The following is a 25,016-nucleotide window of genomic DNA, read 5'->3' as shown; positions in this document are numbered from 1 at the left end:
AGCTAGATCTCCCTGGACGGGTCGTACTCCCCGGTGCCCAGGATGAGTTCGGCGGCGTCAGCGGACCGGTCGGTCACCGTGGTCGGCGACTCCAGGTGGACTGCACCGGACGGAATCATCCCGGCGCCGCCGAACCTTTCCATTACCCGCCACTGGGCTGCCACGTCCTCCCCGGCGTGCCCGGGCGGCAGCTGGTCCCAGAACCCGAAGCCGCCGCACGCAAGCAGTGCCTGCCGGTCATAGAGGACGCAGGCCCCCACCCAGGCGATCCGGTACAACCGCCATTCTCCGGGCGGGAGGCGGAGGTCGGAAGCCACATGGGCCAGATTCGCCGCGTTGTGCAGGGTCCAACGCGAGAAGCCCGGCTGGCTGCGGCGAATCCGTTCCGGCTGCACCTGTCCGTTTTCCCACATCTCGAACGGCTGCTGTTCCTCGGGCCGCCGGTCGGCGAGATAGGACAGCCCCTGTACGGCCGCCCCCACGAATCCGCCGCCGGACGCAGCCAGGGCCCCCGTCAGCCGGGCCAGCATGTCCGGTTCCAGCCAGACGTCGTCGTCCAGGAACAGGACCTGCGGAGCACCGGACTGCCCAAGCAGGAAGTGCCGCTGTTCGGCCAGCCCCCGCGTCGGCAGGTGCCTCAGCAGCCGGACCGGACGGCCCTGCGCCTCCAGGACCCGGACCATCGCTTCGGCGGCGGGATGGTTCCAGGACGGGACATCGGTACTTTGGTCGCTGATAACGACGGCGAAGTCCGGCCCGTCCTGCGCGGCCAGCCCGGCGAGGGTGACCGCGAGTTCGGCCGGCCGGTTGCGGGTCGGAATCAGCACGTCCACCTCCGCCGTGCTGCCCGAATCGGGCGGGCCGCCCCAGTCCCCGGACCAGCGGCGCGTCACGGCGGGTCCCCGGGATTGTTCCCGCCTCCGGCAATGCCGCCGCTGCCCGCGGGGTTCCCGCCGGTCTCCCCGGCATCATTCGCGGTGCCGCCGGACCGGATCCGGGACACCAAGGCAGTGGTGGAGTGGTCGGAGACGTAGTCCAGGATCAGCACCCGGCCGCCGCACTCCTCCACCACCGGGGTTTCCGCCAGCATCTGCGCGGAGTAGTCCCCGCCCTTGGCGTAAATGTCCGGACGCAGTTCCCGGATGAGCGGAATCGGCGTGTCCGTCTCGAACACGGTCACGTAGTCCACGCAGCTGAGCGCGGCAATGATCCCGGCCCGGTCATGGACGGGATTGATGGGACGGCCCGGTCCTTTCAGCCGGCGGGCGGACGCGTCGCTGTTGAGGGCGACCACCAGGATGTCGCCGAGCTGCTTGGCCTGGTTCAGGTACCGGGTGTGCCCGCGGTGCAGGACGTCGAAACACCCGTTGGTCAGGACAATCCTGCGCCCGGCAGCCCGCTCGGCGGCGGTCCGGGCCAGGAGATCCGCCTGGCTGAGCGCCGTATCCGCAAAGCTGTCCAGATGCTTTTCCAGGTCGGCGGTGCTGCACACCGAGGTGCCGGGCCGCTGGACCACAATATCGGCGGCGTTCTGCGCCAGGTCCGCGGCGGTGGACAGCGGCAGGCCTGCGGCACGGGCCAGTGTCAGGCAGGCAACGAAGGTGTCGCCTGCACCCGAGGCCTGTTTTTCGGCAGCGGGACGCGCCCAGGTGCGGTGGAACCCGCCGTCGGCGCCGATCACGGCCGCGCCGTCGCGGTCCAGGGTGACAGCTGCCGCTGCCGCACCGGCGGCAGCCAGCAGGTCCGGCGCATAGGTGCGAACCGCGGCGGCACGGTCCGGCCCGAGCGGCTTTGCCCCGCCCAGCAGTTGTGCGGCTTCGGCGGCATTCGGTGTAACCAGGTCGGGCGCCAGAGCGGCCCAGCCCGCGGCGTCGTGCGCATCCACGACGGTGAGGCGACCGCCGCGCAGTGCCACCAGGGCATCGCGGACGGCGCCGTGCAGCAGCCCGGTGCCGTAGTCGCAGACCACCAGCGCATCGGCGTCTTCCAGCAATGCAGGCACGGAAGCCGCCAGCAGTTCCTCCGCCTCGGCCGGGAACCGCCCGCCGTCGTCGAGCCGGAACAGTACCTGCTCCGCGGCGACAATCCGGTCCTTCGTGGCGGTCGCGGCGCCGGGGTGCTGCACCATGCCGCGCAGGTCCACGCCCGCCTCGGCCAGGATGCCGCGCAGCCGGTCACCGGCGGCGTCGGCGCCGGTCAGTCCGCCAAGCCGTACCCGTGCACCGAGGGCCTGCAGGTTCATGGCGGTGTTTCCCGCACCGCCGGGTGCGTAGTCCTTCCGCTGCACATCCACCACGGGAGCCGGCGCCTCCCGGCAGAACCGTTCGGTGACCCCGGACCACCAGCCGTCCAGCATCACATCGCCGATGACCGTTATGCGCAGGGAGGCTGCCGCGAGACGGTCAGGCAGCCCTGGCGCGAGGCTGCGGACCTCCCCGGGGTTCCGGAAGTCCGTCACTCCGGTATTCCCGGTGCCGCGGTGCCCGGGGAGCCGACGTGGACCACCTTTACCAGGGAGAACTCGTCCAGGAGTTCCGGGCCGTAGCCAAAGCCGCGGCCGCTCCGGCGCCGGGGCTGCGCCGAGCCGCCCGGGGCGCCGCCGAAGACGGCGTTGATCTTCACGGTGCCCACGTCCAGGGCAGCCACTGCCCGCTGCGCGTGGGCAATGCTTCCCGTCAATACAGTGGCGGCCAGTCCGTAGGACCCCCCAGCTGCCAGGGCGAGCCCTTCGTCGAAACTGTCCACCACCTGAATGGGGGCCACGGGGCCGAACGTTTCGGCGTCGAAGACCTCCATCCCGGCCGAACAGTTCAGCAGGACGGTCGCGGGGTAGTGGGCCCCGGGTCCTTCCGGCAACACGCCGCCCTCTGCAATCGTGGCGCCGCGGGTCAGCGCCTGGGTTATCTGCTGGTGCACGGTGTCGCGGAGCCGGGCATCCACAAGGGGCGCCACCGCGCCCTCCCGATTCCGTCGCCGCGCTTCGGCAATGAGCTCGGCGCAGAACGCATCCGCGATGTTCCGGTGCACGTAGATGCGCTCCACCGAGGTACAGATCTGGCCGCTGTTGCTGAATGCCCCGACAGCTGCCTGTCCGGCCGCCCATCGCGGATCCACATCCGCATCAACCAGCAGCGGATCGTTTCCGCCGTTCTCTAGAATGACGTGGGCTCCCGTCAGGGCAGCCGCCCGGGCAATCCTTGCGCCGGTTGCACTTGAACCCACGTGTGCCAGGACGTCCACCCCTGCCTCCATGCTCAGCTGGGCACCCACGTCCGGGCCGCCGGTGACCGTTGTCAGGACACCGGCGGGGAACACCGGGGCGAGGATTTCCCCGAGCAGTTTCCCGGTGTGGGGAGAACGCTCGCTGGGCTTGCTGATTATCGTGTTCCCGGTGGCCAGCGCCGCGCCGATCAACCCGGCGGCCACGGCCACCGGGTCGTTCCACGGTGTCAGCACCACGGCGACGCCGCGCGGTCCGGTTACCGTGTAATCCGCGGCCAGTGCCGCACCGCGGAGGCTGTGCCCCCGGTGCACCGGGCCGAGTTCGGCGTATTGCTCCAACGTGGCCGCCCCGGCCTGCACCCCGGCGAGGGCCTCGGCCTCCGGCCGTCCGGTCTCGCGGGTGTTCCACCCGGCCACTTCGGCGGCCCGCAGTTGCAGGGCAGCGGCAGCGGCGCGCAGGAGGCGTCCCCGCTCTGCGGGGTCGGTGCCCGCCCACCCGGGGAGGGCGCCGCGGGCTGCCGCCACGGCGGCCCGGATGCCGGCACGTCCGTCCTGCTCCACCCGACCCACCAGTGTTCCGTCCCGCGGATCGAAAATGGTGATCGGCTCGACGGAACCGTTGGGGTGCATCGGGGAAGCGGGCCGGGGAGCCGGCGGCTGAATGGTGGTGGACATGCTGCTCCTTGTCGCGCGTTGTATAGCTCCCATACCCCGTTTCCGGCGGGTTCAGACAGGTGGGGAAAGCAGGTGCGGGCTCCGCTCACCTGGAGTAAACACCTCCCTTGGGTCCGGCGCCGCCAGCACCTATGGTGAGTGCCCACAGGGCAGACCGCGCGTACGCGGGTCCTCGGCGAAAGGAAGCCCAATGATGCAGAAGACCACGGAACAGCGCGGGCCGCTTCACCCCCGGGGGGACCGGCCGGGACTCGTCCGCGGGGTCGGCCCCCTGGCCGCGCCCTTTCCGAATGTGAAGAAAATCGCCGTGCTGCGCGGCGGAGGGCTGGGGGACCTCATGTTCGCCCTGCCTGCGGTCGAAGCGCTCGCCGCCGCTTATCCGTCCGCATCCATCACACTGCTCGGCACTGCGCTGCACGCCGCCCTCCTGGCGAACCGGCCCGGACCGGTGCAACGGGTGGAGGTCCTGCCAGCCGCCCCCGGCATTGCCTCCGGACCGCAGGACCCGGAGGCCGTTGAGGCATTCCTGGCCCGGATGCAGCGGGAGCGGTTCGATCTGGCCGTACAGGTGCACGGCGGCGGCCGGAACTCGAACCCCTTCCTGCTCCGCCTGGGGGCACGGCACACGGTGGGGACCCGCACCCCCGATGCCGCCGCCCTGGAACGGAGCATCCCCTACATCTACTACCAGCACGAGGTCTTCCGGGCGCTGGAAGTGGCCGGGCTCGCCGGAGCCGCCCCCGTCAGCCTGGACGCGCAGCTGCCCGTCCTGCCCGAAGAGGCAGCAGCGGCGCGGGCCCTGGTATTGCCGGACCGGAACCTGGTGAGCCTGCATCCCGGGGCCACGGACCCGCGGCGGCGGTGGCCGGCGTCGTGCTTCGCGGAGGTGGCGGTGCGTGCCGTCGCCCGGGGCTGTCAGGTGGTGGTGGTGGGCGACGACGCCGACCGGGGCCTCGGGCAGGAGGTTGTGCACCGGGCGCTCGCCGAGGCCGGACGCGATGTACCCGTCCGCTCGCTGGCCGGCGAACTGGGCATCGGCACGCTCGCAGCCCTGCTGCAGGCCAGTGCGGTAATGGTGGGCAATGACAGCGGGCCCCGGCACCTGGCGCAGGCGGTTGGAGCCGCCACGGTGGGGATCTACTGGTTCGGCAACGTCGTCAACGCCGGGGCGATGGGCCGCACCCGGCACCGGGTGCACATGTCCTGGGTGTCGGAGTGTCCCGCCTGCAAGGCAGACGTCACGCAGGTCGGCTGGACGGCGGAGCGGTGCGAGCATGATGACTCGTTTGTTGCGGAAGTGCGGGCAGCAGATGTGTGGGCCAACGTCGACCAGCTGCTGGGGTAGGAGCAGCCGGGGCTGGGGATCTTCCCCGTTGGCCGCCCTATTGACTGCTTCATGCCTCAAGCTCAAGCTTTTAACCGCTGGGGTTTGGTGCCTATGTAAGGGCTGAAAGATCTGGTTCCGCTTGCTCTATTTCTCGGAGCAATTTCGTACGCAGCGTTTGCCGTTCCACTTGCGTTTGCCGGCACGGCTTACGCGCGTGCCACTCGAGTCAAGGAGAAGTGGTCAACGGACGTGGCGACATTGGTGCTAGTTTTTCTCGCGTGTTTTTCCGGGGGTGGCACGTTTGTTCTTTACCTCGAAGCAAAGGAAATATGTGCTGATCTGAAGGCCGGTGTGGCAAGTGGAACGTACCCGGAGCAGTCCGTCGAGAAATGTACCAAGGGCTCTTTGAACCGTAAGGGGCGATCGTTCCTCATGGCGTGCCGCCGGCACCCGCCGTCCTGACTCCAGGGGAGGGTAAAGCGACGGAAACGGTTGAGTGCCGGGCGGTGCGGCGCGAGACTGGTGCCGTCGGGTGTATCCGCCCGCGTGCGCCGAACCGGCAGGCCGGCGGACTTTGAAAAGACAGGACGGACACCATGGAGCTTGTGCCGAACAATTCGCTTAAGTGCGCAACGCCGGAGGAAGGGCGGCAACTGGCCGTCAACCTGGCGCTGCAGACTGCCTTCGCCATTCAGCCGGACGGGCAGGTGGAGCACATCATCCGGGATGCCTATGCCAACAACCCGGACAGCATCATCGCTGCCTCACACGTGGTGGCCACCGAGTTCGCGACCGTTGCGGCCGCGAACAACTACTGGCGGTAGCCTTCGGCCAGTCCGCTCCGCCCCGCCCCGCGCCGCCCGACCGGCTAGGCGTACAGCCGGCTGAGGAACCGGGCGATAACGGCCGGTCGCTCCTGGCCCTCGATTTCGATGGTGAGGTCCGCGACCACGTGCAGGCCGTTGCCCTTGACCTCCTGGACATCGGCAATCACGGCGGTCATCCGGATCCGGGAACCGACCTTCACCGGCGAGGTGAAGCGGACCTTGTCCAGACCGTAGTTGACCTTTGTCTTGACGCCCGTCACGTCGAGGAGCTCGCCCCACATCGGGATCAGCAGCGACAGTGTCAGGAATCCGTGGGCTATCGGGGCGCCGAAGGGACCGTCCTTGGCCCGCTCCGGATCCACATGGATCCACTGATGGTCGTCGGTGGCATCGGCAAACAGGTCCACCTGACCCTGCGTAATCTCGCGGTAGGCAGAGGTGCCGACGTTCTTGCCGATGAGGTCCTTGACCTCTTCGAACGCTACGACGGTCTGGGCGGAGGCGGGTGCTTCAGTCATGGAAAACTCCTAGGTTGCTGGACGGATACGGCGGAACGTGTCAGGCGAAGGCGCTCTTGCCGGTGACTGCGCGGCCGACGACCAGCGCATTGATTTCGTGGGTTCCCTCGTAGGAATAGACGGCCTCGGCGTCGGCGTGGAAACGGGCGACGTCGGTGGCCAGGGTGATCCCGTTGCCGCCGACCACTTCGCGGGCCAGGGCTACGGTTTCACGCATGTGCAGGCTGATCCACATCTTCGCCAGGGCGGAATCCTCATCCCGGAAAATCCCTTCCTGCTGGCGCTCCGCGAGGCCTGCCACCAGATTCAGGGACGCGGTGACGTTGCCCAGCATGCGGGCAAGTTTTTCCTGGACCAGCTGGAAGCTGCCCAGCGACCGGCCGAACTGTTCGCGGCTGCGCACGTACCGCAGGGCGGCTTCGTATGCTCCGGCCTGGATGCCGGTGGCAATCCAGGCGACGTCGGACCGCATGGCCCGCAGCATCGCCGCGACGTCCTTAAAGGAGTTCACGTTGCCGAGCCGCCGGGATTCAGGAACACGGACACCGTCGAGGTAAATATCGGCATTCTGCATCATCCGCAGCGACGTTTTGCCGCGGATCTTTTCGAGCCGCACCCCGGGCGCTTCGCGGTCCACGAGGAACCCCTTGACCTGTCCGTCGGCGCCGTCCCGGGCGAAGACCGCCAGGTAGTCGGCGGTGAACGCCCCGCCGATCCACCGCTTGGCCCCATCCAGGATCCACTCTTCGCCGTCGCGGCGTGCCGACGTCGCCAACCCGCCGGCAATGTCCGAACCGTGCTCGGGCTCGGTCAGGCAGAACACGCCGGTCATCTCAAAGGAGGTGATCAACGGATCCCACTGCGCGAACTGCTCCGGCGTTCCGCCTACCCGGCAGGCTGTGCGGAAGAGCCCGGCCTGCGCGGTGTAGTAAGTGGCAAGCGAGGCGTCGGTGCGGGCCAGTTCGAAGATCCGGAAGCCGTGGTAGAGCGCGCGGGGTTCGGCGCCGTCCGCGGTGAGTTCCTCCGGAACCATCAGGTTCAGCTCCCTGAGCGGGCCGTCCAATTGGTATGGGAACTCCCCGGCCTCCCAGTATTCCGCCAGCAGCGGCCGGGCGGAGTCCTCCAGCACCCGCCGCAGGCGCCGCAGCGGAGCCTTCTCCGCCTCGGTCAACCGCCCCTCGACGTTGAACGGATCGCAGTCTGGGTACAGGCGCGGCTCGGTCAGCACCCCGGTCATGCGCTTTCCCCTGCGCTGGCAGCGCTGGCAGCGGCGCCGGCCGCTGTATCCAGCCCGAGCAGGCGCACCGCGTTGTCCTTGAGGATTTTCGGGCGTACTTCATCCTTGAAGCTCTGCTGCTCAAAGGCGCCCAGCCACTTCTGCGGGGTGATCAGCGGATAGTCGGTGCCGAACAGGACCTTGTCGGCCAGCATGGAGTTCGAGGCGCGGACCAGGGACTCTGGGAAGTACTTGGGCGACCAGCCGGACAGGTCGATCCAGACGTTGGCTTTGTGGGTGGCGATGGAGTTGGCCTCGTCCTGCCACGGCACTGACGGGTGCGCCATGATGACCTGCAGTTCCGGGAAATCCGCGGCGACGGCGTCGAGCAGCATCGGGTTCGAATAGGCGAGCTTGATGCCGTAGCCACCGGGCAGCCCGGCCCCCATGCCGTTCTGCCCGGTGTGGAACAGGGCCGGGACGCCCAGGGCGGAAATGGCCTCGTAGATCGGATAGAACTGCTGGTCAGAGGGGTCGAAGTTCTGCAGCGAGGGGTGGAATTTAAAGCCCTTGACGCCGTAGTCCTCCACCAGCATCCGCGCCCGGTCCACGGCACGGCTGCCCTGCAGCGGATCCACCGAACCGAAGGGAATCAGCACGTCATTGTTGCGTGCCGCGCCTTCGGCAATCTCCTCGATGGAGTTCGGTTCGTGGCCCAGTGCGGTGGTGGCATCCACGGTGAAGACGACGGCGGCCATCCGCCATTCGCGGTACCGCTCGGCGATGGTGTCCAGGGAGGGGCTGCGGTCTTCGGATTTGAAGTACTTGGCGGAAGCCTCGGTGAGGGCTGCGGGCAGCGACGCGTGGCCGTGGTCGGAGCACTCGATGTGTACATGCATGTCGATGGCGTCCAGGGACGCGAGGTCCAGGCCGTATTCATATCGCATAGCGGTTTCCGTCCCTACCGGGCCTGCGGTTCAAGTTCTTCGGGCAGCGGAGGCATCTTTTCGCCGACCGGCTGGAGGTTTCCTTCGATGAGCGCCGGGAACTGCTCGCGCAGGGCCTCAAACGTCCACCCGCCCTCACGGTATTCGGTGACCACGGGTACCGGGTGGGAGAAGATCTGCAGCCGGTCGCCGCCGGCGCCGATAACCTGCCCGGTGATCCCCGCCGCGTCGTCGGAGGCCAGATATGCGATCAGCCCGGCGACGTCGGCGGAGGTGCCGAAACCCAGGTCCTTGCGGAAGAAGTCCGGCATCGGCTCGCCGCGGCGTTCCGCCTCGACGGCGGCGCGGAAGTAGGGGACCGTCTCGGTCATGGCGGTGGCGGCCACGGGGATGACGGCGTTGGCGGTGACGCCGGCCTTGCGCATTTCCAGCGCCCAGGTGCGGACCATGCCGACGATGCCGGCCTTGGCGGCGGCGTAGTTGGTCTGCCCGAAGTTGCCGTACTGGCCGGTGGGGGAGCCGATGGTGATGATCCGGCCGGCCACGTTGTTTTCCTTGAAGTACCGGTAGGCCTCGCGGGCGCAGGTGAACGTTCCGCGCAGATGCACCTGGATCACGAGGTCAAAATCCTCGTCCGTCATCTTCAGCAGCGACTTGTCCCGCAGCACACCCGCGTTGTTGACCAGGATGTCCAGGCGGCCGAAGGCGGACACGGCGCCTTCCACCAGGGCGGTGGCGGCTTCAGTGGTGCCTACCGGGGCGACGACGGCGACGGCCCGGCCTCCGGCGGAAGTAATCATTTCGACGGCACGGTCAGCTGTTTCCTGGACCACGTCATTGATCACGACGGCGGCGCCCTGGTGGGCGAGTTCGGAGGCGTAGGCCAGCCCGAGGCCCTGGCCGGAGCCGGTGACGACGGCGACCTTTCCGGCAAGTGCACCAGTGGAATCGTTGGTCATGGGAAGCTCCTTTGCTTAGGCCAGCCGCATGTGACTGCGGCCACGTTGCGGCGATGTTCCCATTCCACGGCATATCATTGAAAAAGTCAACAGTTAATATCCTCACTTATTGGGAGAAGGGACTATCTCCTAGGATGGGGTTCTGACCGTGCCCCTGCTGAAGGATCAAACACTCCATGAGCACCTTCCCTGACGGCGTTGCCGCCCGCTTCGCCGCTACCGATCTCGGTGCCGAACCCGTCTTCCTGATGGCCCGCGCCGCGTCCATGGGCTCGGCCGAGGCCAACCGCCGGCTGGCCGACCTCGGCCTGAAAGTGCGCCACTACTCCGTGCTGTCCCTGGCCTGCAGCGGAGCGGCGCCGACACAGCGGGAGCTGAGCCAGTTCCTGGTGCTGGATCCCAGCCAGATCGTGGCCATCATCGATGAACTGGAGAGCCGCGGCGCCGTCGAACGCCAGACCGACCCCCGGGACCGCCGCTCAAAGGTCATCGTGCCCACCGAGGACGGACGGGCCCTCTACGCACGCGCGCGGGACGTGGTGGATGGTGCCACCGAGACTTCGGTGGCACAGCTCTCCGCCGCCGAGCAGGACGAACTGCGCCGGCTGCTGCAGAAGGTGGCGTTCTAGGCAGCACTCCCCGGCCCTGCAGCGCCCCTTTCGACAGATACGCCCATACGCATATATCGCGCCCTGCTGGTTCTGGTCCTGCCCCGGCGCCGTCGGCATTCCTGTACTTGGCATCTCCCTGACGGTGCGCTTGCCGCTGGTCCTCAGCGGCTTTTAAGAATTCTCAAAGAAACAAGTTCGAGGATAGAACTGTCAGCGAACCGGTTATTCGGAGGTGAAACAGCACCATGGATATAGGCAGCGGAGCTCGGAAAGTTATCGTCTGGGGCGGCGGCGCCCTTGCCGGTGTGGGCCTGCTGGTTGCCAGTTTCTTTGCGGGTACGGCTGTAGCGGACAACGCCGAGCTTGAGCAGGCCGGCTCCACCACCCAGGAACAGGACGCCGGGGACAACGAGAGCCGGGATCTGTTCGACGAGCAGGACAGTCAGGGCCAGGACACCGAAGGCGAGGACACCGACGGCGAGGACGCCGACGGCCGCGACGGTGACCGCGACGGCGACGGACGGGGTCCCGACCGGGAGGACGCCGAGGGGCCGAACCAGGACCAGGGCACCGACGGCGAGGAGGAACAGGATCCGGACGGCCAAGGTCCCAACCAGGAGGACCAGGAGGACCAGGACGCCGAGGCGGGTGAAGGCCGCGACGACGGCGGCCGCCACCACGGCCGGCACCATGACGGCCCCCGCGGCGGCGACGGCGGGCCGGATGAGGACCGGGAATCCGAGAGCGAAAGCGGGGACGGATCGGCTCCCGCGTAGTTCACAGCCATAAGGGCCGGGTGCAGAGGCACCCGGCCCTTTTGCGTGTGGAGCAACCGAACAGCCACACGGAAGCAGTGCGCTCGGGCTCTTGGGGAACCAACGTGCGGTTTTCGGTATCCTGCCGCTCGCTGGAGTGGAACCATGGCAAAAAAGGCCGGTGGACAAACCGATCAGGAATCAAGAAGCGCCTTCCGTCCGGCCGTCGGTAGCGTGAGGAAACACCGGACAGGACAGCAGCAGGGGAAGCATTCGATGAGTGTCGTATCAGCAGCCGCGGACAAGTACGGGGGATCCAGCGGGTCGTTGGAGAACTCGCGCCGGCTGGCGGACCTCGCCCGGCTGCGGCGGGTGCGGGACCGGATCGACCGCGAGTATGCCAAACCGCTGGACGTCGAAGCACTCGCCCGCGGAGTTTTTATGTCCGCCGGCCACCTCAGCCGCCAGTTCCGCCTGGCATACGGGGAGTCGCCGTATGCGTATCTCATGACCCGGCGCATTGAACGGGCCATGACCCTGCTGCGCTGCAGCACCCGGAGCGTCACTGACGTGTGCTTCGCAGTGGGGGTGCTCCTCGCTGGGTACCTTCAGCACGCTGTTTACCGAGCTGGTGGGGGTCCCGCCGGGAACCTATCGGAGGCTGGCGGCAGAGCAGGAGCTGGAACTGCCGGGGTGCGTGACCCGCACGGTGCAAAGACCGATCAGGAAAGGGCGGTTTCCGCCGCCCCAGAGAGGGTGAGTCCGATGGATATCTCCATCAATGCTGTATTTCTTCCCCAGACCGATCCCGATGCTTCGCTGGCTTTCTACCGCGATGTGCTGGGCTTCGAAGTGCGCAACGACGTCGGCTACGGCGGCATGCGCTGGATTACGGTAGGTCCGCCGGACCAGCCGGGAACCTCCATTGTGCTGGAACCGCCCGCAGCGGACCCGGCAGTCACTGACGCCGAGCGCAGGACCATCGAGGAAATGATGGCCAAGGGCACCTATGCCGGGATGCTGCTGGCAACGGCCGATCTGGACGCGGCGTTCGAGCGCGCCGTCGCCGGAGGAGCGGAGGTGGTCCAGGAGCCCATGCAACAGGATTGGGGTGCCCGGGACTGCGCGCTGCGGGACCCGGCCGGCAATCAGCTGCGGATCCAGGAACTGCGGTAGGCCTCCGGGACTACTCCCGGCGCGGTTCGGGCACCAGGTCCAGGAGGTGGGTCTCCACGTAGTCCAGGGCCAGGCGCACCGCACCGGTGGGCACCAGCATGGTGCCCAGGTTCGAGACGGCCACCCGGGGCGGCGTGACCACGTAGCGGTCCAGCTCACGCGTCATGGCGGGCAGCAGGGCAGTGGCCGACGCCGCCACCGCGCCGCCGATTACGATCAGCCGCGGATCGAAGAACGAGGAGACCAGTGCCAGTACCCGGGCCATCCGGCGGGCAATACGGTCGAGGATTTCTTCGGCAACCGGGTCTCCCGCCTCGGCCGCTTCGAACACCAGCCGGGCCGAGGCGCGGTTGGTGTCCGGTCCCACGAGTTCGCGGATCCGGCCGTTGTGCCCTTCCTTCAGCGCGGCGCTGCCCCAGAGGCGGGCCAGCTTGGCGATGCCGTCCTCGTTGCCCACGCCTTCCACCAATTCCAGCGCACCCATCGCGCCGGTGCCGCCGGACGAGCCGTGCAGCAGGCGGCCGGACTCGATGATGCCGCTGCCCAGGCGCTCGCCGGCCAGGATCACCGCCAGGTTGTTTTCGCCCGCGCCCACCCCGCGCCAGCGTTCCGCCAGGGCCGCGAGCTTGGCATCGTTTTCCACGAGCAGCGGCCAGCCGCGGGAATCGCTGAAGATGGTGCTCAGTCCGAGATCGAACATCGGGGCCACCTCCTGTCCCGGGGCGACGTCGCCCGCGCCGGTAACCTGCGCCGCAATGCCCATCCCGGCGCACAGTACGGCCGACGAGGAAATCCCCGCGTCCTGCAGGGCGGCATCGACGGCCTCGGTGACCACGCGCCGTCGTTGTTCCGGTTCTCCGCCGTGACGCGGGAACCGGGCCTCTGATTCTCCGACGACGGCGCCCGCGAGGTCGGCGACCAGCACCCGGACGGTGGCGATGCCGACGTCGAGCCCCAGGACATAGCCGGCACTCTCGTTGAATTCGAACCGGCGGGCGGGCCGGCCTTTTTGCCGGTCGATGCGCGGGGAATCCGTTTCCCGGGCCCAGCCTCGGGCAATCAGGTCATCACACACGGCAATGACGGTGGCGCGGGTCAGGCCGGTGGCGTTGATCAGGTCGGTGCCCGTGGCGGAGGGGGCAGCACGGAGCACCTCCAGCACTGCGCGCAGGTTGGTGCGGCGCAGTAGCTGCGGAGTGTTTGCTGAGGCGTCCATGGAAGTGCCCTTTGACGTGTGGCGGTAATAACAGCATAATTATAGGAGACAATAAATTTAGTTCCTAAATTTAGTTTCAGCATCAAGGAGGCACCAGTGACGGTACGCGTCGGAATCAACGGTTTTGGTCGGATTGGCCGCAACTACCTGCGGGCAGCCCTGCAGCACGGCGAAGGGTTCGAGGTTGTCGCAGTTAACGACCTCGGCGACCCCGCCCAGCTGGCCCACCTGCTCAAGTACGACTCGGTAGCCGGACGCCTGGCCGAGAAGGTCACCGTCGAAGACGGAAACCTCGTGGTCGGCGGCCACACCATCAAGGTCTTCGCTGAGCGCGATCCGGGCAACCTGCCCTGGGCCGACCTCAACGTGGACATCGTCATCGAATCCACCGGCTTCTTCACCAACGCCGACGATGCACGCAAGCACATCTCCGCCGGCGCCAAGAAGGTCCTGGTTTCCGCACCGGCCAAGGGTGACGCGTTCACCGTGGTCATGGGCGTAAACGAGGGCGACTACGACGCCGAGAAGCACGACGTCATCTCCAACGCTTCCTGCACCACCAACTGCCTGGGCCCGCTGGCCAAGGTCCTGAACGACGCCTTCGGCATCGAAAAGGGCCTCATGACCACCGTGCACGCCTACACGGCAGACCAGAACCTGCAGGACGGCCCGCACAAGGACCTGCGCCGCGCCCGCGCCGCAGCCCTGAACATGGTCCCCACCTCCACCGGTGCCGCCAAGGCCATCGGCCTGGTCCTGCCGGAACTGAAGGGCAAGCTGGACGGCTTCGCCATCCGCGTTCCGGTCCCCACCGGTTCCGTCACCGACCTGACCGTCACGCTGGAAAAGGAAGCCACGGTCGAAGAGATCAACGCCGCCTACGCCAAGGCTGCACAGGATCCGCGCTGGGCCGGCATCCTCACCTACACCGAGGATCCGATTGTCTCCTCGGACATCGTGGGCGATCCGTCCTCCTGCATCTTCGACTCCGGCCTGACCCGCGTTATGGGCAACCAGGTCAAGATCGTCGGCTGGTACGACAACGAGTGGGGCTACTCCAACCGCCTGGTCGATCTGACCGGACTGGTCGCTTCCAAGCTCTAATAAGCACCAAGCACGACGGCGCCGCGCCGGACTCCCTGAGTCCGGGCGGCGCCGTCGTCGTTTAATGTGCTGGCCCCTTTCCGCGGGCAGTTCAGTTGGTTGAAGAAGCTGCTGACTGGATGGCTTCGGCGAGGTCGCGTGGACGGCTCCACATAGGCCAATGCCCGGTCGGGAGGTCAACGACGTCGAGGTGCTCGGTGTTCGCGACTTCGGCAAACACGGCATGGCCTGCGCGGGCCAGCGCCGAACGCGGTTCCCCCGTCATCGCGCACAATCAGGTCGGCACTGGAGGAGGTGATGGCCGAGCAGCGGGTAATCCGCATCCGCTACACATCGAGAGATGGAACCAGGACCATCCGCGACGTCGAACCCGTGCTGTTCTCCTCCACGAACGGCCAGTGGTACCTAGTTGGGTGGTGCCGACTGCGCGACGCAATGCGCTGGTTCACCGTGTCGCGCATCGAGCGGGCCAGCGTAACCAAGACGGCCTGCGGCGGCCATACCATCCAGGAGGTCGGAGAGCCCCCGGCGAACGCCAGGCCGGTGCACGGCCGGGTCGACTGAGCACCTCAGTCAATTTCCCGGTAAGCATCCCTAGTTACCGGAAGTCCTTGCGGGACCTCTCGATTGTCGATAAGTATTGATTGTCCTTCAATCGAAGCGATCCCGTAGGGAGAGCATGATGGGAAAAGCAACCATCCTGGCATTGCGGATCGTGCTGGTGCTGGTGTTCCTCGGCACCCTGTTTGTGCAGGCCGTGCTGGTGCCGCTGTTCGGCGTCGACCTGGCCGAGGCGGGAGCCGAAGCCGTCCGGGTGCCGATCCTGGTGATTGTGGTGCTGGGGGTCCTCGCCTTCCAGGTCTGCCTGGTCTGCGTCTGGCGCCTGCTGACCATGGTCCGGCGGGGGACCGTGTTTTCCTCTGCGGCCTTCCGTTACGTTGATGTGGTGATTGGCGCGCTCTCGGCGGCAGCCCTGCTGCTCTTTGCCCTGGGGGCTGTGCTGGCACCGGGAGAAGAGGCGGCCCCCGGCGTCGTCCTGCTGATTGGCGGCATGGGAGTGACCGTGGCGGCCGGCGCCCTGCTGGTGCTGGTGATGCGGGCGCTGCTGGCCTCCGCCGTCGACACCGCGGCCGAAGCCAGCCACCTGCGCGCCGAACTCGGCGGGGTGATCTGATGCCGATCGTTGTGGACATCGACGTGATGCTGGCCAAGCGCAAAATGCCCGTCGGCGTGCTGGCCGAGCGGATCGGCATCACCCCGGCGAACCTGGCCGTGCTGAAGAACGGCCGCGCCAAGGCGGTGCGGTTCACCACCCTGGCGTCGTTGTGCGAGGTACTGGACTGCCAGCCCGGGGACCTGCTGCGCTGGGAGCCGGAACCGGACGGAACGGTTCCGGCGGACGACCGGACGGAGGCAATCCGGGGAGCATCGCAGCGGGACACCGTTGGGCGGCCCGGGCAGTAACGTTTACTGCTGCCGGTGCTGCTCCAGGACGCCTGGTACCGGGGCCTGGGCATCGGCCATGGCCCGGGTCAGTCAGGTGCAGCTGGCCCAGCCGGTGCTGACCATACGGTGCCGGCGTCGTCCGCCTGACCGGCCCGCGCCGGAGCCAGGCTAGGGCCAGGAATCCTCCTCCTCGTGGCAGATCAGCATTTCGCGGACCTCGCAGCCGGCGGGCTGGCCCAGTACAAAGAGGATGGCGTCGGCCACCCGCCGCGGATCATTGAGCCGGGAATCGTCCTGCGGCCGGTACTGCTCGGTGCGGTCGTCGAAAAACCGCGTTTTCATGCCGCCGGGAATCATGGTGGTCACACCCACGCGGCCGCGGGTCTCGGCCGCAAGGGCACGGCTGAAGCCGATCACCCCGAACTTGGAGGCACAGTACGCCGTCGCATCCGAGACGGCCTTGAGCCCCAGCGTGGAGGCCACGGTGATGACGCGGCCGTGGGAGGCGGCCAGATGCGGCAGGGCAGCGCGGACTACGGAGACGGTGCCCAGCAGGTTCACGCCGATGACCTTCTCCCATTCCTCCGCCGCCACATCTTCGAGCCGGCCGCAGCGGTCAATGCCGGCGGCGGTGACCACGGCATCGAGTCCGCCCAGGATCTGCGCCGCCTCCTGGACGGCCGCTTCCACGCCGGCGCGGTCCGCCACGTCCACCTGCACGGCCTTGGCTTCCGTGACGGTGCTGATATCGCGGTCCAGCACCACCACGCTGCCGCCGGCGGCGATCACGGCGGCGCTGACGGCGGCACCCAGCCCGGAGGCGCCGCCGGTGACCAGCACCCGGCCGGTGAACACCGCGGGAAGGGGGAGCGCTTGGAGGAGGGGGTCCGGGACCGGGACAGGAGCGGGCACAGGATCCGGCACAGGATCGGGAAGGGAGGCCGGCGCGGGGGCCACGGGGGACAGGCTCATGGGACTTCCTTTCGGCGGAACGGGTAGGGGCAGTGGAAACAGCGAACGGCTTGCTCAGCCGACCTTCGCCAGCGCGGAGGCCAGAGCGGTGGTGGAACGGGCGGGATGGAAGGGGACGGTGACGGTTTCCCCGCCCCAGGAACGGATCAGCGCGGCCTCCGGGAGCTGGTCTTCGCGGTAGTCGCCGCCCTTGACCCAGATGTCCGGGCGCAGCCGCTCCAGCACCGCCGCCGGGGTGTCCTCCTCGAAGACCAGGACCCCGTCCACGCATTCCAGTGACTGCAGCAGTTCCGCCCGGTCCTCGGCACCGATAATCGGGCGCTGCTCTCCTTTGAGCCGCCGGACGGAATCGTCGGAGTTCAGGCAGACAATCAAACAATCGCCCAGCCCCCGGGCCGCCAGCAGGGTGCGGGCATGTCCGGCGTGGAGCAGGTCGAAGCAGCCTCCGGTGGCCACCACGGTTCCGCCGCGCTCCCGGACCCGCGCCGCCGTCGCCATCGCGTCCGGTGTTTCGGTGCCAAACATTTGCTGGGGGTCCTCCGCCTCAAGTCCGGCCACGCCGCCGGCGGCCAGGAAGGAGGCCGCCGCCTGCACCGCGCCCTCGGCGGCGGTTTCCAGCCCGTCGCCGTCGAGCAGCCGCATGGTGAGGGAAGCGGAAAACCGGTCTCCGGCACCGCACGTGTCCTCCGCGGAAACCTTCGGGGCCGGAAGGATCTGCGCCAGGCCCGCGGCGGGGAGCGCCAGCGCGCCCTGAGCCCCCATGGTGAGCACCACGGATTGGCTCTGCCACCGGGTCAGCAGCTTTTCCGCCGCGCGAAGTGCCGCCGGAACCCCGCCCGGTACCTCCCCGGCAGCGGACAGGGCCTCGGCCAGGTTCGGTGTCACAGCCGCAACCCCGGGCACCGGATCAGCCCCGGCCGGATGCGGGTCCCAGACCACGGGAATACGCCGGGCCAGGGTTCCCAGCAGGTCCCGGAGGGCCGGATTGGCCGTGAGCCCGCGGCCGTAGTCGGCAACCACCACTGCATCGGCTGCCGCGACCACGGACAGCATCTGTGCGGTCACCGCCGGGACCGGGACAGGAGAGCAGCCGGAGTCGAAGCGGACCACGGCGTGGGTGCCGGCCCGGATCCGCGTCTTGACCGGGGTGGGTGCCTCTGACGGGCCGCAGGTCAGGGGGATGCCGGCCAGCGCGGTCCGCAGCTGTCCGGACGCGTCGTCGTCGGAGAGCACCGTCACCAGGTGGACCTGCCGGCCGTCCCGCTCCAGCAGGCGTGCCACCAGGCCCGCCCCGCCGGCCCGGCGTCCGACGTCGTCCACGTCCACCACGGGTACCGGCGCGTCGGGGGAGAGGCGCCGGGCCGAGCCGGAAATGTCCGTGTCCAGCAGGACATCACCCACCACAACGATTCTCTTCACGCGGTTCCTCCTGCATTGGTGAGCCGTTCAATTTCGGCGTCAAAGGACCGGCAGAGGGCATGCAGGGCAACCAGATGGGCCTCCTGCGCATTTGCTGCCGGCGCATCAATGGCAATGAAGTCCTCGCAGGCCGACGCGAGCGGATTCGGCGCCCGGCCGGTCAGGGCCCAGGTCCGCAGCCCTGCACCGTGCGCGGCCTGCACCGCGGCCAGCAGGTTGGGGCTGGCGCCGCTGGTGGAGAAGAGGATGAGCACGTCGCCGGGCCTGCCGTGGCCCTGCACCTGCCGGGCGTAGAGCTGGTCGAAGCCGTAATCGTTGGCGATGGCCGTCACGGCAGAGGTTTCGGCATGCAGGGCGATGGCGGAAAACGGGCGGCGCTCGCCGTCGAACCGCCCCACCAGTTCCGCGCTCAGGTGCTGGGCTTCGGCCGCGGACCCGCCGTTTCCCGCAGTCAGCAGCCGGTGCCCGGCGAAGAGGCGGGCCGCCAGCTCAAGGCCCCATTCGGTCAGGTGCCGGGCCTGCCGCTGGACGGAGAGCAGGGCGGGCTGCGTCTGGGCCAGATGGTCCAGCACTGCCTGCTCCGGCCCGGCGACGGGAGCGGTGACGGGGGATTCGATGCTCACAGCGCCTTACCTCCCAGCGGCTGCAGCCGGCCGGGCCTCGCGGCGGCGCCCAGGGCCAGCTGATAGGCCTTCTCCGTATCCAGTGCCACCCGGTCCCAGGAGTAGCGGGCGGAGGCACGCTGCTTGCCCGCTGCGCCCAGCCGCCGGGCGTAACGGGGGTTCTGCAGCAGCTCCGAGAGCGCGGCGGCCAGGGCGGCCGGATCCCGGGGCGGCACATGGAGGCCGGTCTTGCCGTGGACCACGGTGTCGATCAGCCCGCCCACTGCGGAGGCCACAACAGGCACTGCGCACGCCATCGCCTCCAGCGGCACGATCCCGAAGGGTTCATACCAGGGTGCGCACACCACGGCATCGGCACTGCGCAGCACCGCGGGCATTTGCTCGCGCGGGACCTGACCCCGGAGCAGCACCCGGTCCGCCACACCCAGGGAGCGGGCCAGGGCCAGCAGCCGGCGGGCTTCCGGATCCGATTCCAGTCCGGCACTGTCACTGGAGCCGCCGACAATCAGCAGCTCCACATCTTCCAGGCCCTCGTCCCGCAGCAGTGCGAGGGCGCGGATGGCCAGGTCCACACCTTTGCGTGGCACCAGGCGCCCGACGGCGGCAATCCGGTGCCGCCGTCCGCGCGGTTCCGCCGGCCCGTGGGAAGAGAAGAGGGACAAATCCACGCCGCAGGGCGCAATGGAGATCCGGTTGCCTGGCACCCCGATGGCCTTGAGTTCAAAGACCTCGTCCGAACAGGTCGCCAGCACCCGGTCCGCGCGCCGGCCCACGGAGGGCTCGAGCCAGGCCCGTTCCGGCGGGGACGTGTCCTCGGCGCCCTGATGCCGTTTCTTCACGGTGCCCAGGGCGTGGAAGGTGTGGACCACCGGCACGCCCTCGTCCCCGGCGTTGCGGGCCGCCTCCAGCGCGGCGAGGCCGGACATCCAGAAGTGCGAGTGCACGACGTCGGGCGGTTCGGTTCCCCAGTCGGCGAGGACGCCGTCGGCCAGCTGTCCCATGTACGGCAGCAGGTCATCCTTGGGCAGCGGCAGGGCCGGACCGGCGGTCACATGCACTACCTCCAGGCCGTCCTGCACCTGCACCCGGTCCGGGAGCCCTGGATCGTCCCGCCGCGTGTACACCTGCACGGTGTGGCCGCGTGCGGCCAGCGCCACGGACAGTGCGGCCACATGCACGTTCTGGCCGCCGGCATCCACGCCGCCCAGTGCGGCCAGCGGACTTGCGTGCTCGGACACCATTGAGATTCTCACTGTTGCCCCCCTCCTGTTGATGCCGGTGCGGTCCCCGCCGCCGGAAGAAACGATGCAGCGGAAACCGCCTGGGTCAGCAGGTCCGCGAAGAGCGCATCCCAGTCGGACAGAAAGCGGTCCAGCCCGTACCGGGACAGCGCCGCTTCACGGGCGGCCCGGCCGCAGTCACGTGCCCGCTCGGGTTCGGCCAGGAACATCCGCGCCGCCCGGACCAGCTCCTCGGGATCATTGCTGGCCACCCCCGCTTCCGGCGGAACCGCCCGGACCGTTTCAGTGGTCGCAAGGGCCAGGACCGGCAGTCCCATGTGCATGGCCTCAAGCAGGGACAGTCCCAGCGAAGTCCAGCGCATCGGGTGCAGGTAGGCCCGGCAGCCGGCCAGTTCCCGGTGCAGCCTGGTCACCGGCAGGTCGCCGCGGACCAGCAGACGGTCTCCGCCCAGCACCCCGGGCAGCCGTTCCGTGCCCATCCCGAAGACTTCCAGCGGCGCGGTCCGGGCAAACTGGGGCAGGAGATCGGTGCCGGCCACCCGGCTGCGGCGGACCGGCTCGTTCACCACCACCCCCAGATGCGGGCGCTCCCCGGTGTAGAGGTAGCCGGGATCCGGGATGCCGTGTTCGATCACCCGTACCGGAGCCCGCCCGTTGTCCCAGAACAGGCGGTTGAACTGCGTGACATGTACAACCGGGATGTCCGTCCGTCCGGCCAGCGGATGCCGGGTCTCGGGCACGTTGCCGCGCGGGGTGTTGTGTTCGAGATACACCGCGGGGATGTCCCGGCCGGGCCGCCGGCCGAGCAGGCGGGTGCAGGCCTCGATCTCCTCGGGACGCTGCAGCAGCACAACGTCGATCTGCTGTGCACGCAGATCTTCCGGCGCCACTTCCACGGCGGATTCCGGCCAGGCCCGGCCGCCGCGTCCCAGCCCCCAGCCGTCCCGCTCCGGGGTAGCCGGCAGCAGGTATTCGTGGGCGCCGCGGACAAATGCCTCCATCCAGCCGCCGTGTATGTGCCACAACAGGATCCTCATCGGTGCCTCATTTCGCGGTGGGTCTGCAGCGATGGCACACCGATGACCAGGCGCTGGACGGCTTCCACCACCTGCTCGGGGGAAACGCCGGAGAGGCAGGGATGCCCGGGTACCGGGCAGATCCGGGCACGGGTTCCGCTGCAGGCATCGTGCTGGTTCCCCAGCAGTTCGAGCGGAACCCGGTAGGGCGCCCACCGGATGGCGGGCACCACGGGCGCGAAGAGGCTCACCACCGGAGTTCCTGCCGCGGCTGCCAGATGGGCCGGTCCGGTGTTTCCGACCACCACCGCGTCTGCTCCGGCCAGGACCGCCGCCAGCGCGGCCAGATCGGTGCGTCCGCCCAGGTCCAGGCCGGCCACGGCCGCCACGGTGGCGGTCAGTTCCTTCTCCCCGGGGCCGCCGGTGACCACCACGCGGAACCCGGCGGCGGTGAGCAGCTCGACGGCGGCGGCATGGTGCAGCGCCGGCCAGGCCCGGGCCGGCACGGCGGCACCCGGATGCACCACGATGTAGGGTGCGGTGCCCACCAGGTGGGAGACGTCGGGCAGCGGCCCCAGCCGCAGCCGGCCGTCGTCGCCGGCGGGAAGCGGAAAACCTGCGGCGGCAGCGATCTGCAGCGCGCGCTCCGCCTCCGGCTGGTCTTCGGGAAAGTCCTCCCCGGGTTTCAGCCGGTGGGCCAGCAAGGAACCGGCGTAATCCGTGGAGGCCGCCGTGATCGTTCCTACCCCCGCTTCCCGGAGCAGTAGTGCCAGGGGAAGCGGGGACTGGTGGAAGGACGTGAGGATCACTGCTTCATCGGCCCGGGAGGCGGCGACTACCTCCCGCAAATCCTGAAGCAGGGCGGGGGAGGGGTCCGGGGCGGGATTCAAGATCCAGGGGCAGGACCACTCCAGCACCTGCGCGACCCCGGGCAGCAGCCGGCCGGCGGGCGCACCCTGCGGACCGCACAGCAGCACAGCTTCCACACCCGGAGCCGCCGCCACCGCCCGGATGGCAGGGCCGGCGAGCAGCACGTCGCCGGCCCCGTCGAGCCGAGCCACGAGTACCCGGCGGCTCATCGGCTGCTCCACAGCAGCTCCACGGCCTCGGCCAGGTTGCCCGCCACGAGCGGAGCCGCGGCGGTTTCCTCGGCACGGGTAACGGCGTTGGGCACCAGCACGCCGCGTGAACCGGCGGCCGCTGCGGCCTCGACATCGGCACCAATGTCACCGATGACGGCCACTTCCGCAGGATCGAGCCCCAGACGGCGGCTGGCCCGCAGCACCATGCCGGGCCTCGGCTTGCGGCAGGCGCAGCCGTAGCCCGGTGCATGCGGGCAGATTTCCCAGACGTCGAACGGCCCCAGCAGGTCTTCGACGGCGGCGTTCACTGACGCTACTTCTTCGGCGGACAGCATCCCCCGGCCGATGCCGGACTGATTGGTGATTACTCCTACGGCCACGCCGGCATGCCGCAGCCCGGCCAGCACCTCGACGGCGCCGGGCACCGGCCGCACGCGTGCCGGATCCGCGTTGTAGGGCACGTCAAAAATCAGCGTGCCGTCCCGGTCAAACAGGACGGCACGCGGCGGCGACGGCAAAAATCCCATACCGCATCTGTTCCCCGCCGGAAGGGAAGCTAAACACTGCGCGAACCACTTCTTTGCCAGTCGGAACTGCCGTCCCACCCGTATCCCGCGGCACAATCTTCTGGCAGGATGTGGACGTTCTGGCAGGAGTCGACCCGACCGGAAGGAAACTGCGCCCATGCCCGAGGTGGCCGACCGTCCCGAACTGCTGGTGCTGCGGGCCCTGAAACTCGGGGATCTGCTGGTCGCGGTTCCGGCGCTTAAGGCCCTGCGGCGGGAGTTTCCGGAACACCGCATCCGGTATGCGGCGCAGGAGTGGCTGCGTCCCATCCTGCCGCTCACCGGGGCCGTGGATGACCTGCTTCCCCTGCACGGCCTGGATGTGCCCATTCCGCTCGCGCCCGGACTGATCGACGTTGCCGTGAACCTGCACGGCAGCGGCCCGGAGAGCTGCAGTCGGATCGAGGCGCTGCAGCCCGCGCGCCGGATCGGTCATGCGGGACCCGGGTGGGACGGTCCGCCGTGGAAGGACGGTGTCCATGAACGGGAGCGGTGGGCAGGATTGCTGTCCTGGCACGGCATCCCTGCGGATCCGCTGGATTACCGACTGGAGCCGCCGCCGGCGGCGCAAAACGCGCCGGAAGCGGTGGTGATCCATGTGGGCGCGGCCTACGGCAGCCGGCTCTGGCCCGCGGACCGGTTTGCCGACGTCGCCCGTGAACTGGACGCCGCAGGTTTCCCGGTTCTCTTTACGGGCAGCGGGTCGGAGCGGCAGCGCGCGCTCGCCGTCGCCGACGGCGCCGGGCTGGGGGCGATGCGGGTCGTGGCCGGTGAGCTCCGGCTGGACGAGTTCGCCGCCGTGATTTCCCGGTCCCGGCTCGTGATCTCGGCCGATACCGGAGCCGCGCACCTGGCATCGGCCTATGCCCGGCCGTCAGTGGTCCTGTTTGGCCCGGCGCCGGTCAGCGAATGGGGCCCGCCGCCGGGGCCGCACATCGCCCTGACCGACGGCAGCCGACGCCGCGGAGACACCTTCGCCACGGATCCGGACCCCGCGCTGCTCGCGGTCACGGTAGAGGACGTCCTGGCCGCCGTGGAGAAGCTCGAGGCGCTCTAGCGGTCGCTGAGGCGCAGCCGGCCGCCGGATGCGTCCACGGTCAGTTCCGCGCGGCCGCCGATCGGCAGGGTCAGCTGCGGCTGGGTGTGCCCGAAGTCCACGTTGGCTAGAACCGGCAGGCCCGCCAGGGCAGGCTGCGCCGCGATCTCCTGCAGATGCGGCAGGGTGATGCCGCTGGACGCCTGGAACCTGCCGATGACCAGGCCCTGAACATCCTCCGCGTCCGGCTGCTGGAGCAGGGAGGTGAGGTCACGGGCAAAAGTCATGGGATCGGTGGAGGCATCGTCCTCCAGCATGAGGACGGCGCCGGCCAGCGGAGGCATCTGCGCGGTGCCCTGCAGGAGGTTCAGCGTGCACAGGTTCCCGCCGATAATGCGGCCGGAGGCGCTGCCCTGCTGCAGCGGCCACCATCCGGTCCCCGGCCGGGGAGTGCGGTTGTCCTGGTCCAGGAACCAGGCATCGTCGGTCCACTCCGGGGAGGGGGAAAGTTCCATCCGGTAGCCGTCTACCAGGGCGTCCACGAACCACTGCTGGGTGAGGTCAAAGTGGTCCCGCATGCCGAAGCTGGACCAGTGCGGGCCGGAATAGGTCACCAGGCCGGTGCGGGCGAAAATCGCGTTCTGCAGCGCCGTAATGTCGGAGTATCCGCACAGGATCTTCGGATTGGCGGCAATCAGGTCCCAATCCAGATAGGGGAGCAGTTCGTTGCTGTTGAAGCCGCCGATGACGGTCAGGATGCCCTTGACCTCCGGATCCGCAAACGCATCATGCAGGTCGGCTACGCGGGAGGCGACCGATGTGGAGTCGAAAATGTCGCGCTCATCCACGTGGCGGCCGTAGGAAAGCCGCAGGCCCAGACCGGCGAAGCGGCGCTCGATGAGTGCGCTGTGATCGTGTTCGGCCACCATGGCGCGGCTCGCCGCCGGGGCAATGACGCGCAGCAGGTCGCCTTTGGCCAGTTTGGGCGGGACGGTGGCGAACGGGACTGTATTTTCCGGGGCGCTGGTGTCCGGAGCGGCGGCGGGATCCATGGTGGAACGG

At 68.8% G+C, this 25,016-nt stretch carries 25 protein-coding genes and 3 pseudogenes; 11 read left to right on the top strand and 17 right to left on the bottom strand.

Translation table 11 applies throughout. From position 1 onward, the window contains the following. Window positions 1-2 precede the first annotated feature (2 nt). From LOC56_RS05385 to LOC56_RS05375, 3 genes are read right to left on the bottom strand one after another with little or no spacing between them, the layout of a single operon-like run. A complete protein-coding gene (locus LOC56_RS05385) occupies window positions 3-893 on the bottom strand; it encodes a glycosyltransferase family 2 protein (protein ID WP_229951184.1) in 891 nt (296 codons plus the stop codon). Continuing rightward, entirely contained in the window at window positions 890-2,458 is a 1,569-nt protein-coding gene (gene rfaE2 / locus LOC56_RS05380) for a D-glycero-beta-D-manno-heptose 1-phosphate adenylyltransferase (RefSeq protein WP_229951182.1), read from the bottom strand. The genes LOC56_RS05385 and rfaE2 (LOC56_RS05380) overlap by 4 nt, the downstream gene beginning before the upstream one ends. Beyond that, window positions 2,455-3,897 carry an aldehyde dehydrogenase family protein gene (locus LOC56_RS05375; RefSeq protein ID WP_229951180.1) on the bottom strand — a complete coding sequence of 481 codons (1,443 nt, stop codon included), beginning with the start codon at window positions 3,895-3,897 and terminating at the stop codon, window positions 2,455-2,457. Before LOC56_RS05375 ends, rfaE2 (LOC56_RS05380) begins: the two co-directional genes overlap by 4 nt. Before the next feature lie 190 nt (window positions 3,898-4,087). Between LOC56_RS05375 and LOC56_RS05370 the strand changes: the two genes are divergently transcribed. Together LOC56_RS05370 and LOC56_RS05365 are read left to right on the top strand one after the other, a co-directional pair. Beyond that, a complete protein-coding gene (locus LOC56_RS05370; protein ID WP_229951173.1) occupies window positions 4,088-5,242 on the top strand; it encodes a glycosyltransferase family 9 protein in 1,155 nt (384 codons plus the stop codon). Between the two features lie 578 nt (window positions 5,243-5,820). Then, window positions 5,821-6,048: a hexameric tyrosine-coordinated heme protein gene (locus LOC56_RS05365; RefSeq protein WP_229951171.1), complete on the top strand. Its 228-nt coding sequence runs from the start codon at window positions 5,821-5,823 to the stop codon at window positions 6,046-6,048. 44 nt (window positions 6,049-6,092) lie between these two features. Here LOC56_RS05365 and LOC56_RS05360 read toward each other — a convergent pair whose 3' ends face one another. Genes LOC56_RS05360 through LOC56_RS05345 form a run of 4 tightly spaced genes read right to left on the bottom strand, consistent with a single transcriptional unit; the run spans window position 6,093 to window position 9,691 of the window. Beyond that, the gene (locus LOC56_RS05360) at window positions 6,093-6,569 is read right to left on the bottom strand and encodes a MaoC family dehydratase (RefSeq protein WP_229951168.1); all 477 of its coding nucleotides are present in this window, start codon (window positions 6,567-6,569) and stop codon (window positions 6,093-6,095) included. Between the two features lie 40 nt (window positions 6,570-6,609). Further along, window positions 6,610-7,806 carry an acyl-CoA dehydrogenase family protein gene (locus LOC56_RS05355; RefSeq protein WP_229951166.1) on the bottom strand — a complete coding sequence of 399 codons (1,197 nt, stop codon included), beginning with the start codon at window positions 7,804-7,806 and terminating at the stop codon, window positions 6,610-6,612. Continuing rightward, the gene (locus tag LOC56_RS05350; protein ID WP_229951164.1) at window positions 7,803-8,732 is read right to left on the bottom strand and encodes an amidohydrolase family protein; all 930 of its coding nucleotides are present in this window, start codon (window positions 8,730-8,732) and stop codon (window positions 7,803-7,805) included. Before LOC56_RS05350 ends, LOC56_RS05355 begins: the two co-directional genes overlap by 4 nt. 14 nt (window positions 8,733-8,746) lie before the next feature. Continuing rightward, window positions 8,747-9,691 (bottom strand): SDR family NAD(P)-dependent oxidoreductase, encoded by a 945-nt coding sequence (locus tag LOC56_RS05345; RefSeq protein ID WP_229951162.1) that lies wholly within the window; start codon window positions 9,689-9,691, stop codon window positions 8,747-8,749. A 176-nt stretch (window positions 9,692-9,867) separates the two neighbouring features. Between LOC56_RS05345 and LOC56_RS05340 the strand changes: the two genes are divergently transcribed. The 4 genes and pseudogenes from LOC56_RS05340 (at window position 9,868) to LOC56_RS05325 (ending at window position 12,233) form a co-directional block, all read left to right on the top strand. Next, window positions 9,868-10,320, top strand: a complete 453-nt coding sequence (locus LOC56_RS05340; RefSeq protein ID WP_229951161.1) for a MarR family winged helix-turn-helix transcriptional regulator — start codon at window positions 9,868-9,870, stop codon at window positions 10,318-10,320. A 227-nt stretch (window positions 10,321-10,547) separates the two neighbouring features. Then, a complete protein-coding gene (locus LOC56_RS05335) occupies window positions 10,548-11,078 on the top strand; it encodes a hypothetical protein (protein WP_229951159.1) in 531 nt (176 codons plus the stop codon). Between the two features lie 255 nt (window positions 11,079-11,333). Next, a pseudogene (locus tag LOC56_RS05330) lies at window positions 11,334-11,817 on the top strand (helix-turn-helix transcriptional regulator). A 5-nt stretch (window positions 11,818-11,822) separates the two neighbouring features. Next, window positions 11,823-12,233 (top strand): VOC family protein, encoded by a 411-nt coding sequence (locus LOC56_RS05325; RefSeq protein WP_229951157.1) that lies wholly within the window; start codon window positions 11,823-11,825, stop codon window positions 12,231-12,233. 10 nt (window positions 12,234-12,243) lie between these two features. Here LOC56_RS05325 and LOC56_RS05320 read toward each other — a convergent pair whose 3' ends face one another. Next, entirely contained in the window at window positions 12,244-13,449 is a 1,206-nt protein-coding gene (locus LOC56_RS05320; protein WP_229951155.1) for an ROK family protein, read from the bottom strand. A 96-nt stretch (window positions 13,450-13,545) separates the two neighbouring features. On the opposite strand from LOC56_RS05320, the gene gap reads away from it, so the two are divergent. Beyond that, a complete protein-coding gene (gap, locus tag LOC56_RS05315; protein ID WP_229951153.1) occupies window positions 13,546-14,553 on the top strand; it encodes a type I glyceraldehyde-3-phosphate dehydrogenase in 1,008 nt (335 codons plus the stop codon). Window positions 14,554-14,644: 91 nt separating this feature from the next. Here gap and LOC56_RS05310 read toward each other — a convergent pair. Continuing rightward, window positions 14,645-14,797, bottom strand: a pseudogene (locus LOC56_RS05310) (alpha/beta fold hydrolase); the annotation flags it as partial. 2 nt (window positions 14,798-14,799) lie between these two features. Between LOC56_RS05310 and LOC56_RS05305 the strand changes: the two are divergent. The 3 genes and pseudogenes from LOC56_RS05305 to LOC56_RS05295 form a co-directional block, all read left to right on the top strand. Beyond that, window positions 14,800-15,117, top strand: a pseudogene (locus LOC56_RS05305) (helix-turn-helix transcriptional regulator); the annotation flags it as partial. Between the two features lie 118 nt (window positions 15,118-15,235). Further along, complete coding sequence (locus LOC56_RS05300) at window positions 15,236-15,727, top strand: DUF2975 domain-containing protein (RefSeq protein ID WP_229951515.1); 492 nt, start codon at window positions 15,236-15,238, stop codon at window positions 15,725-15,727. Next, window positions 15,727-16,017 carry a helix-turn-helix domain-containing protein gene (locus LOC56_RS05295; protein WP_229951151.1) on the top strand — a complete coding sequence of 97 codons (291 nt, stop codon included), beginning with the start codon at window positions 15,727-15,729 and terminating at the stop codon, window positions 16,015-16,017. Before LOC56_RS05300 ends, LOC56_RS05295 begins: the two co-directional genes overlap by 1 nt. Window positions 16,018-16,167: 150 nt before the next feature. Here LOC56_RS05295 and LOC56_RS05290 read toward each other — a convergent pair whose 3' ends face one another. The 7 genes from LOC56_RS05290 to LOC56_RS05260 are packed head-to-tail and all read right to left on the bottom strand — an operon-like array spanning window position 16,168 to window position 22,879. Beyond that, window positions 16,168-16,971 carry an SDR family oxidoreductase gene (locus LOC56_RS05290; RefSeq protein WP_229951149.1) on the bottom strand — a complete coding sequence of 268 codons (804 nt, stop codon included), beginning with the start codon at window positions 16,969-16,971 and terminating at the stop codon, window positions 16,168-16,170. Window positions 16,972-17,025: 54 nt separating this feature from the next. Continuing rightward, window positions 17,026-18,390: a D-glycero-beta-D-manno-heptose 1-phosphate adenylyltransferase gene (rfaE2, locus tag LOC56_RS05285; RefSeq protein ID WP_229951147.1), complete on the bottom strand. Its 1,365-nt coding sequence runs from the start codon at window positions 18,388-18,390 to the stop codon at window positions 17,026-17,028. Continuing rightward, complete coding sequence (locus LOC56_RS05280; RefSeq protein ID WP_442860065.1) at window positions 18,387-19,013, bottom strand: D-sedoheptulose-7-phosphate isomerase; 627 nt, start codon at window positions 19,011-19,013, stop codon at window positions 18,387-18,389. The genes rfaE2 (LOC56_RS05285) and LOC56_RS05280 overlap by 4 nt, the downstream gene beginning before the upstream one ends. Next, window positions 19,010-20,266 carry a glycosyltransferase gene (locus LOC56_RS05275; protein ID WP_229951145.1) on the bottom strand — a complete coding sequence of 419 codons (1,257 nt, stop codon included), beginning with the start codon at window positions 20,264-20,266 and terminating at the stop codon, window positions 19,010-19,012. The genes LOC56_RS05280 and LOC56_RS05275 overlap by 4 nt, the downstream gene beginning before the upstream one ends. Next, the gene (locus tag LOC56_RS05270; protein ID WP_229951143.1) at window positions 20,263-21,291 is read right to left on the bottom strand and encodes a glycosyltransferase; all 1,029 of its coding nucleotides are present in this window, start codon (window positions 21,289-21,291) and stop codon (window positions 20,263-20,265) included. Before LOC56_RS05270 ends, LOC56_RS05275 begins: the two co-directional genes overlap by 4 nt. Further along, window positions 21,288-22,349, bottom strand: a complete 1,062-nt coding sequence (locus tag LOC56_RS05265) for a glycosyltransferase family 9 protein (RefSeq protein ID WP_229951141.1) — start codon at window positions 22,347-22,349, stop codon at window positions 21,288-21,290. The genes LOC56_RS05270 and LOC56_RS05265 overlap by 4 nt, the downstream gene beginning before the upstream one ends. Continuing rightward, window positions 22,346-22,879: a D-glycero-alpha-D-manno-heptose-1,7-bisphosphate 7-phosphatase gene (locus LOC56_RS05260; protein ID WP_229951139.1), complete on the bottom strand. Its 534-nt coding sequence runs from the start codon at window positions 22,877-22,879 to the stop codon at window positions 22,346-22,348. The genes LOC56_RS05265 and LOC56_RS05260 overlap by 4 nt, the downstream gene beginning before the upstream one ends. A 157-nt stretch (window positions 22,880-23,036) precedes the next feature. Here LOC56_RS05260 and LOC56_RS05255 point away from each other — a divergent pair, with 157 nt between their 5' ends. Then, the gene (locus LOC56_RS05255; RefSeq protein ID WP_229951136.1) at window positions 23,037-23,975 is read left to right on the top strand and encodes a glycosyltransferase family 9 protein; all 939 of its coding nucleotides are present in this window, start codon (window positions 23,037-23,039) and stop codon (window positions 23,973-23,975) included. Here the strand turns inward: LOC56_RS05255 and LOC56_RS05250 are convergent. Continuing rightward, window positions 23,972-25,006 carry a S66 family peptidase gene (locus tag LOC56_RS05250; protein WP_229951134.1) on the bottom strand — a complete coding sequence of 345 codons (1,035 nt, stop codon included), beginning with the start codon at window positions 25,004-25,006 and terminating at the stop codon, window positions 23,972-23,974. The genes LOC56_RS05255 and LOC56_RS05250 overlap by 4 nt on opposite strands. Window positions 25,007-25,016 lie beyond the last annotated feature (10 nt).

The sequence above is a fragment of the Arthrobacter sp. zg-Y179 genome (genome assembly GCF_020907345.1).
GTDB classification, from domain to species: domain Bacteria; phylum Actinomycetota; class Actinomycetes; order Actinomycetales; family Micrococcaceae; genus Arthrobacter_B; species Arthrobacter_B jinronghuae.
This window is presented reverse-complemented; position numbering and strand designations above follow the sequence as displayed.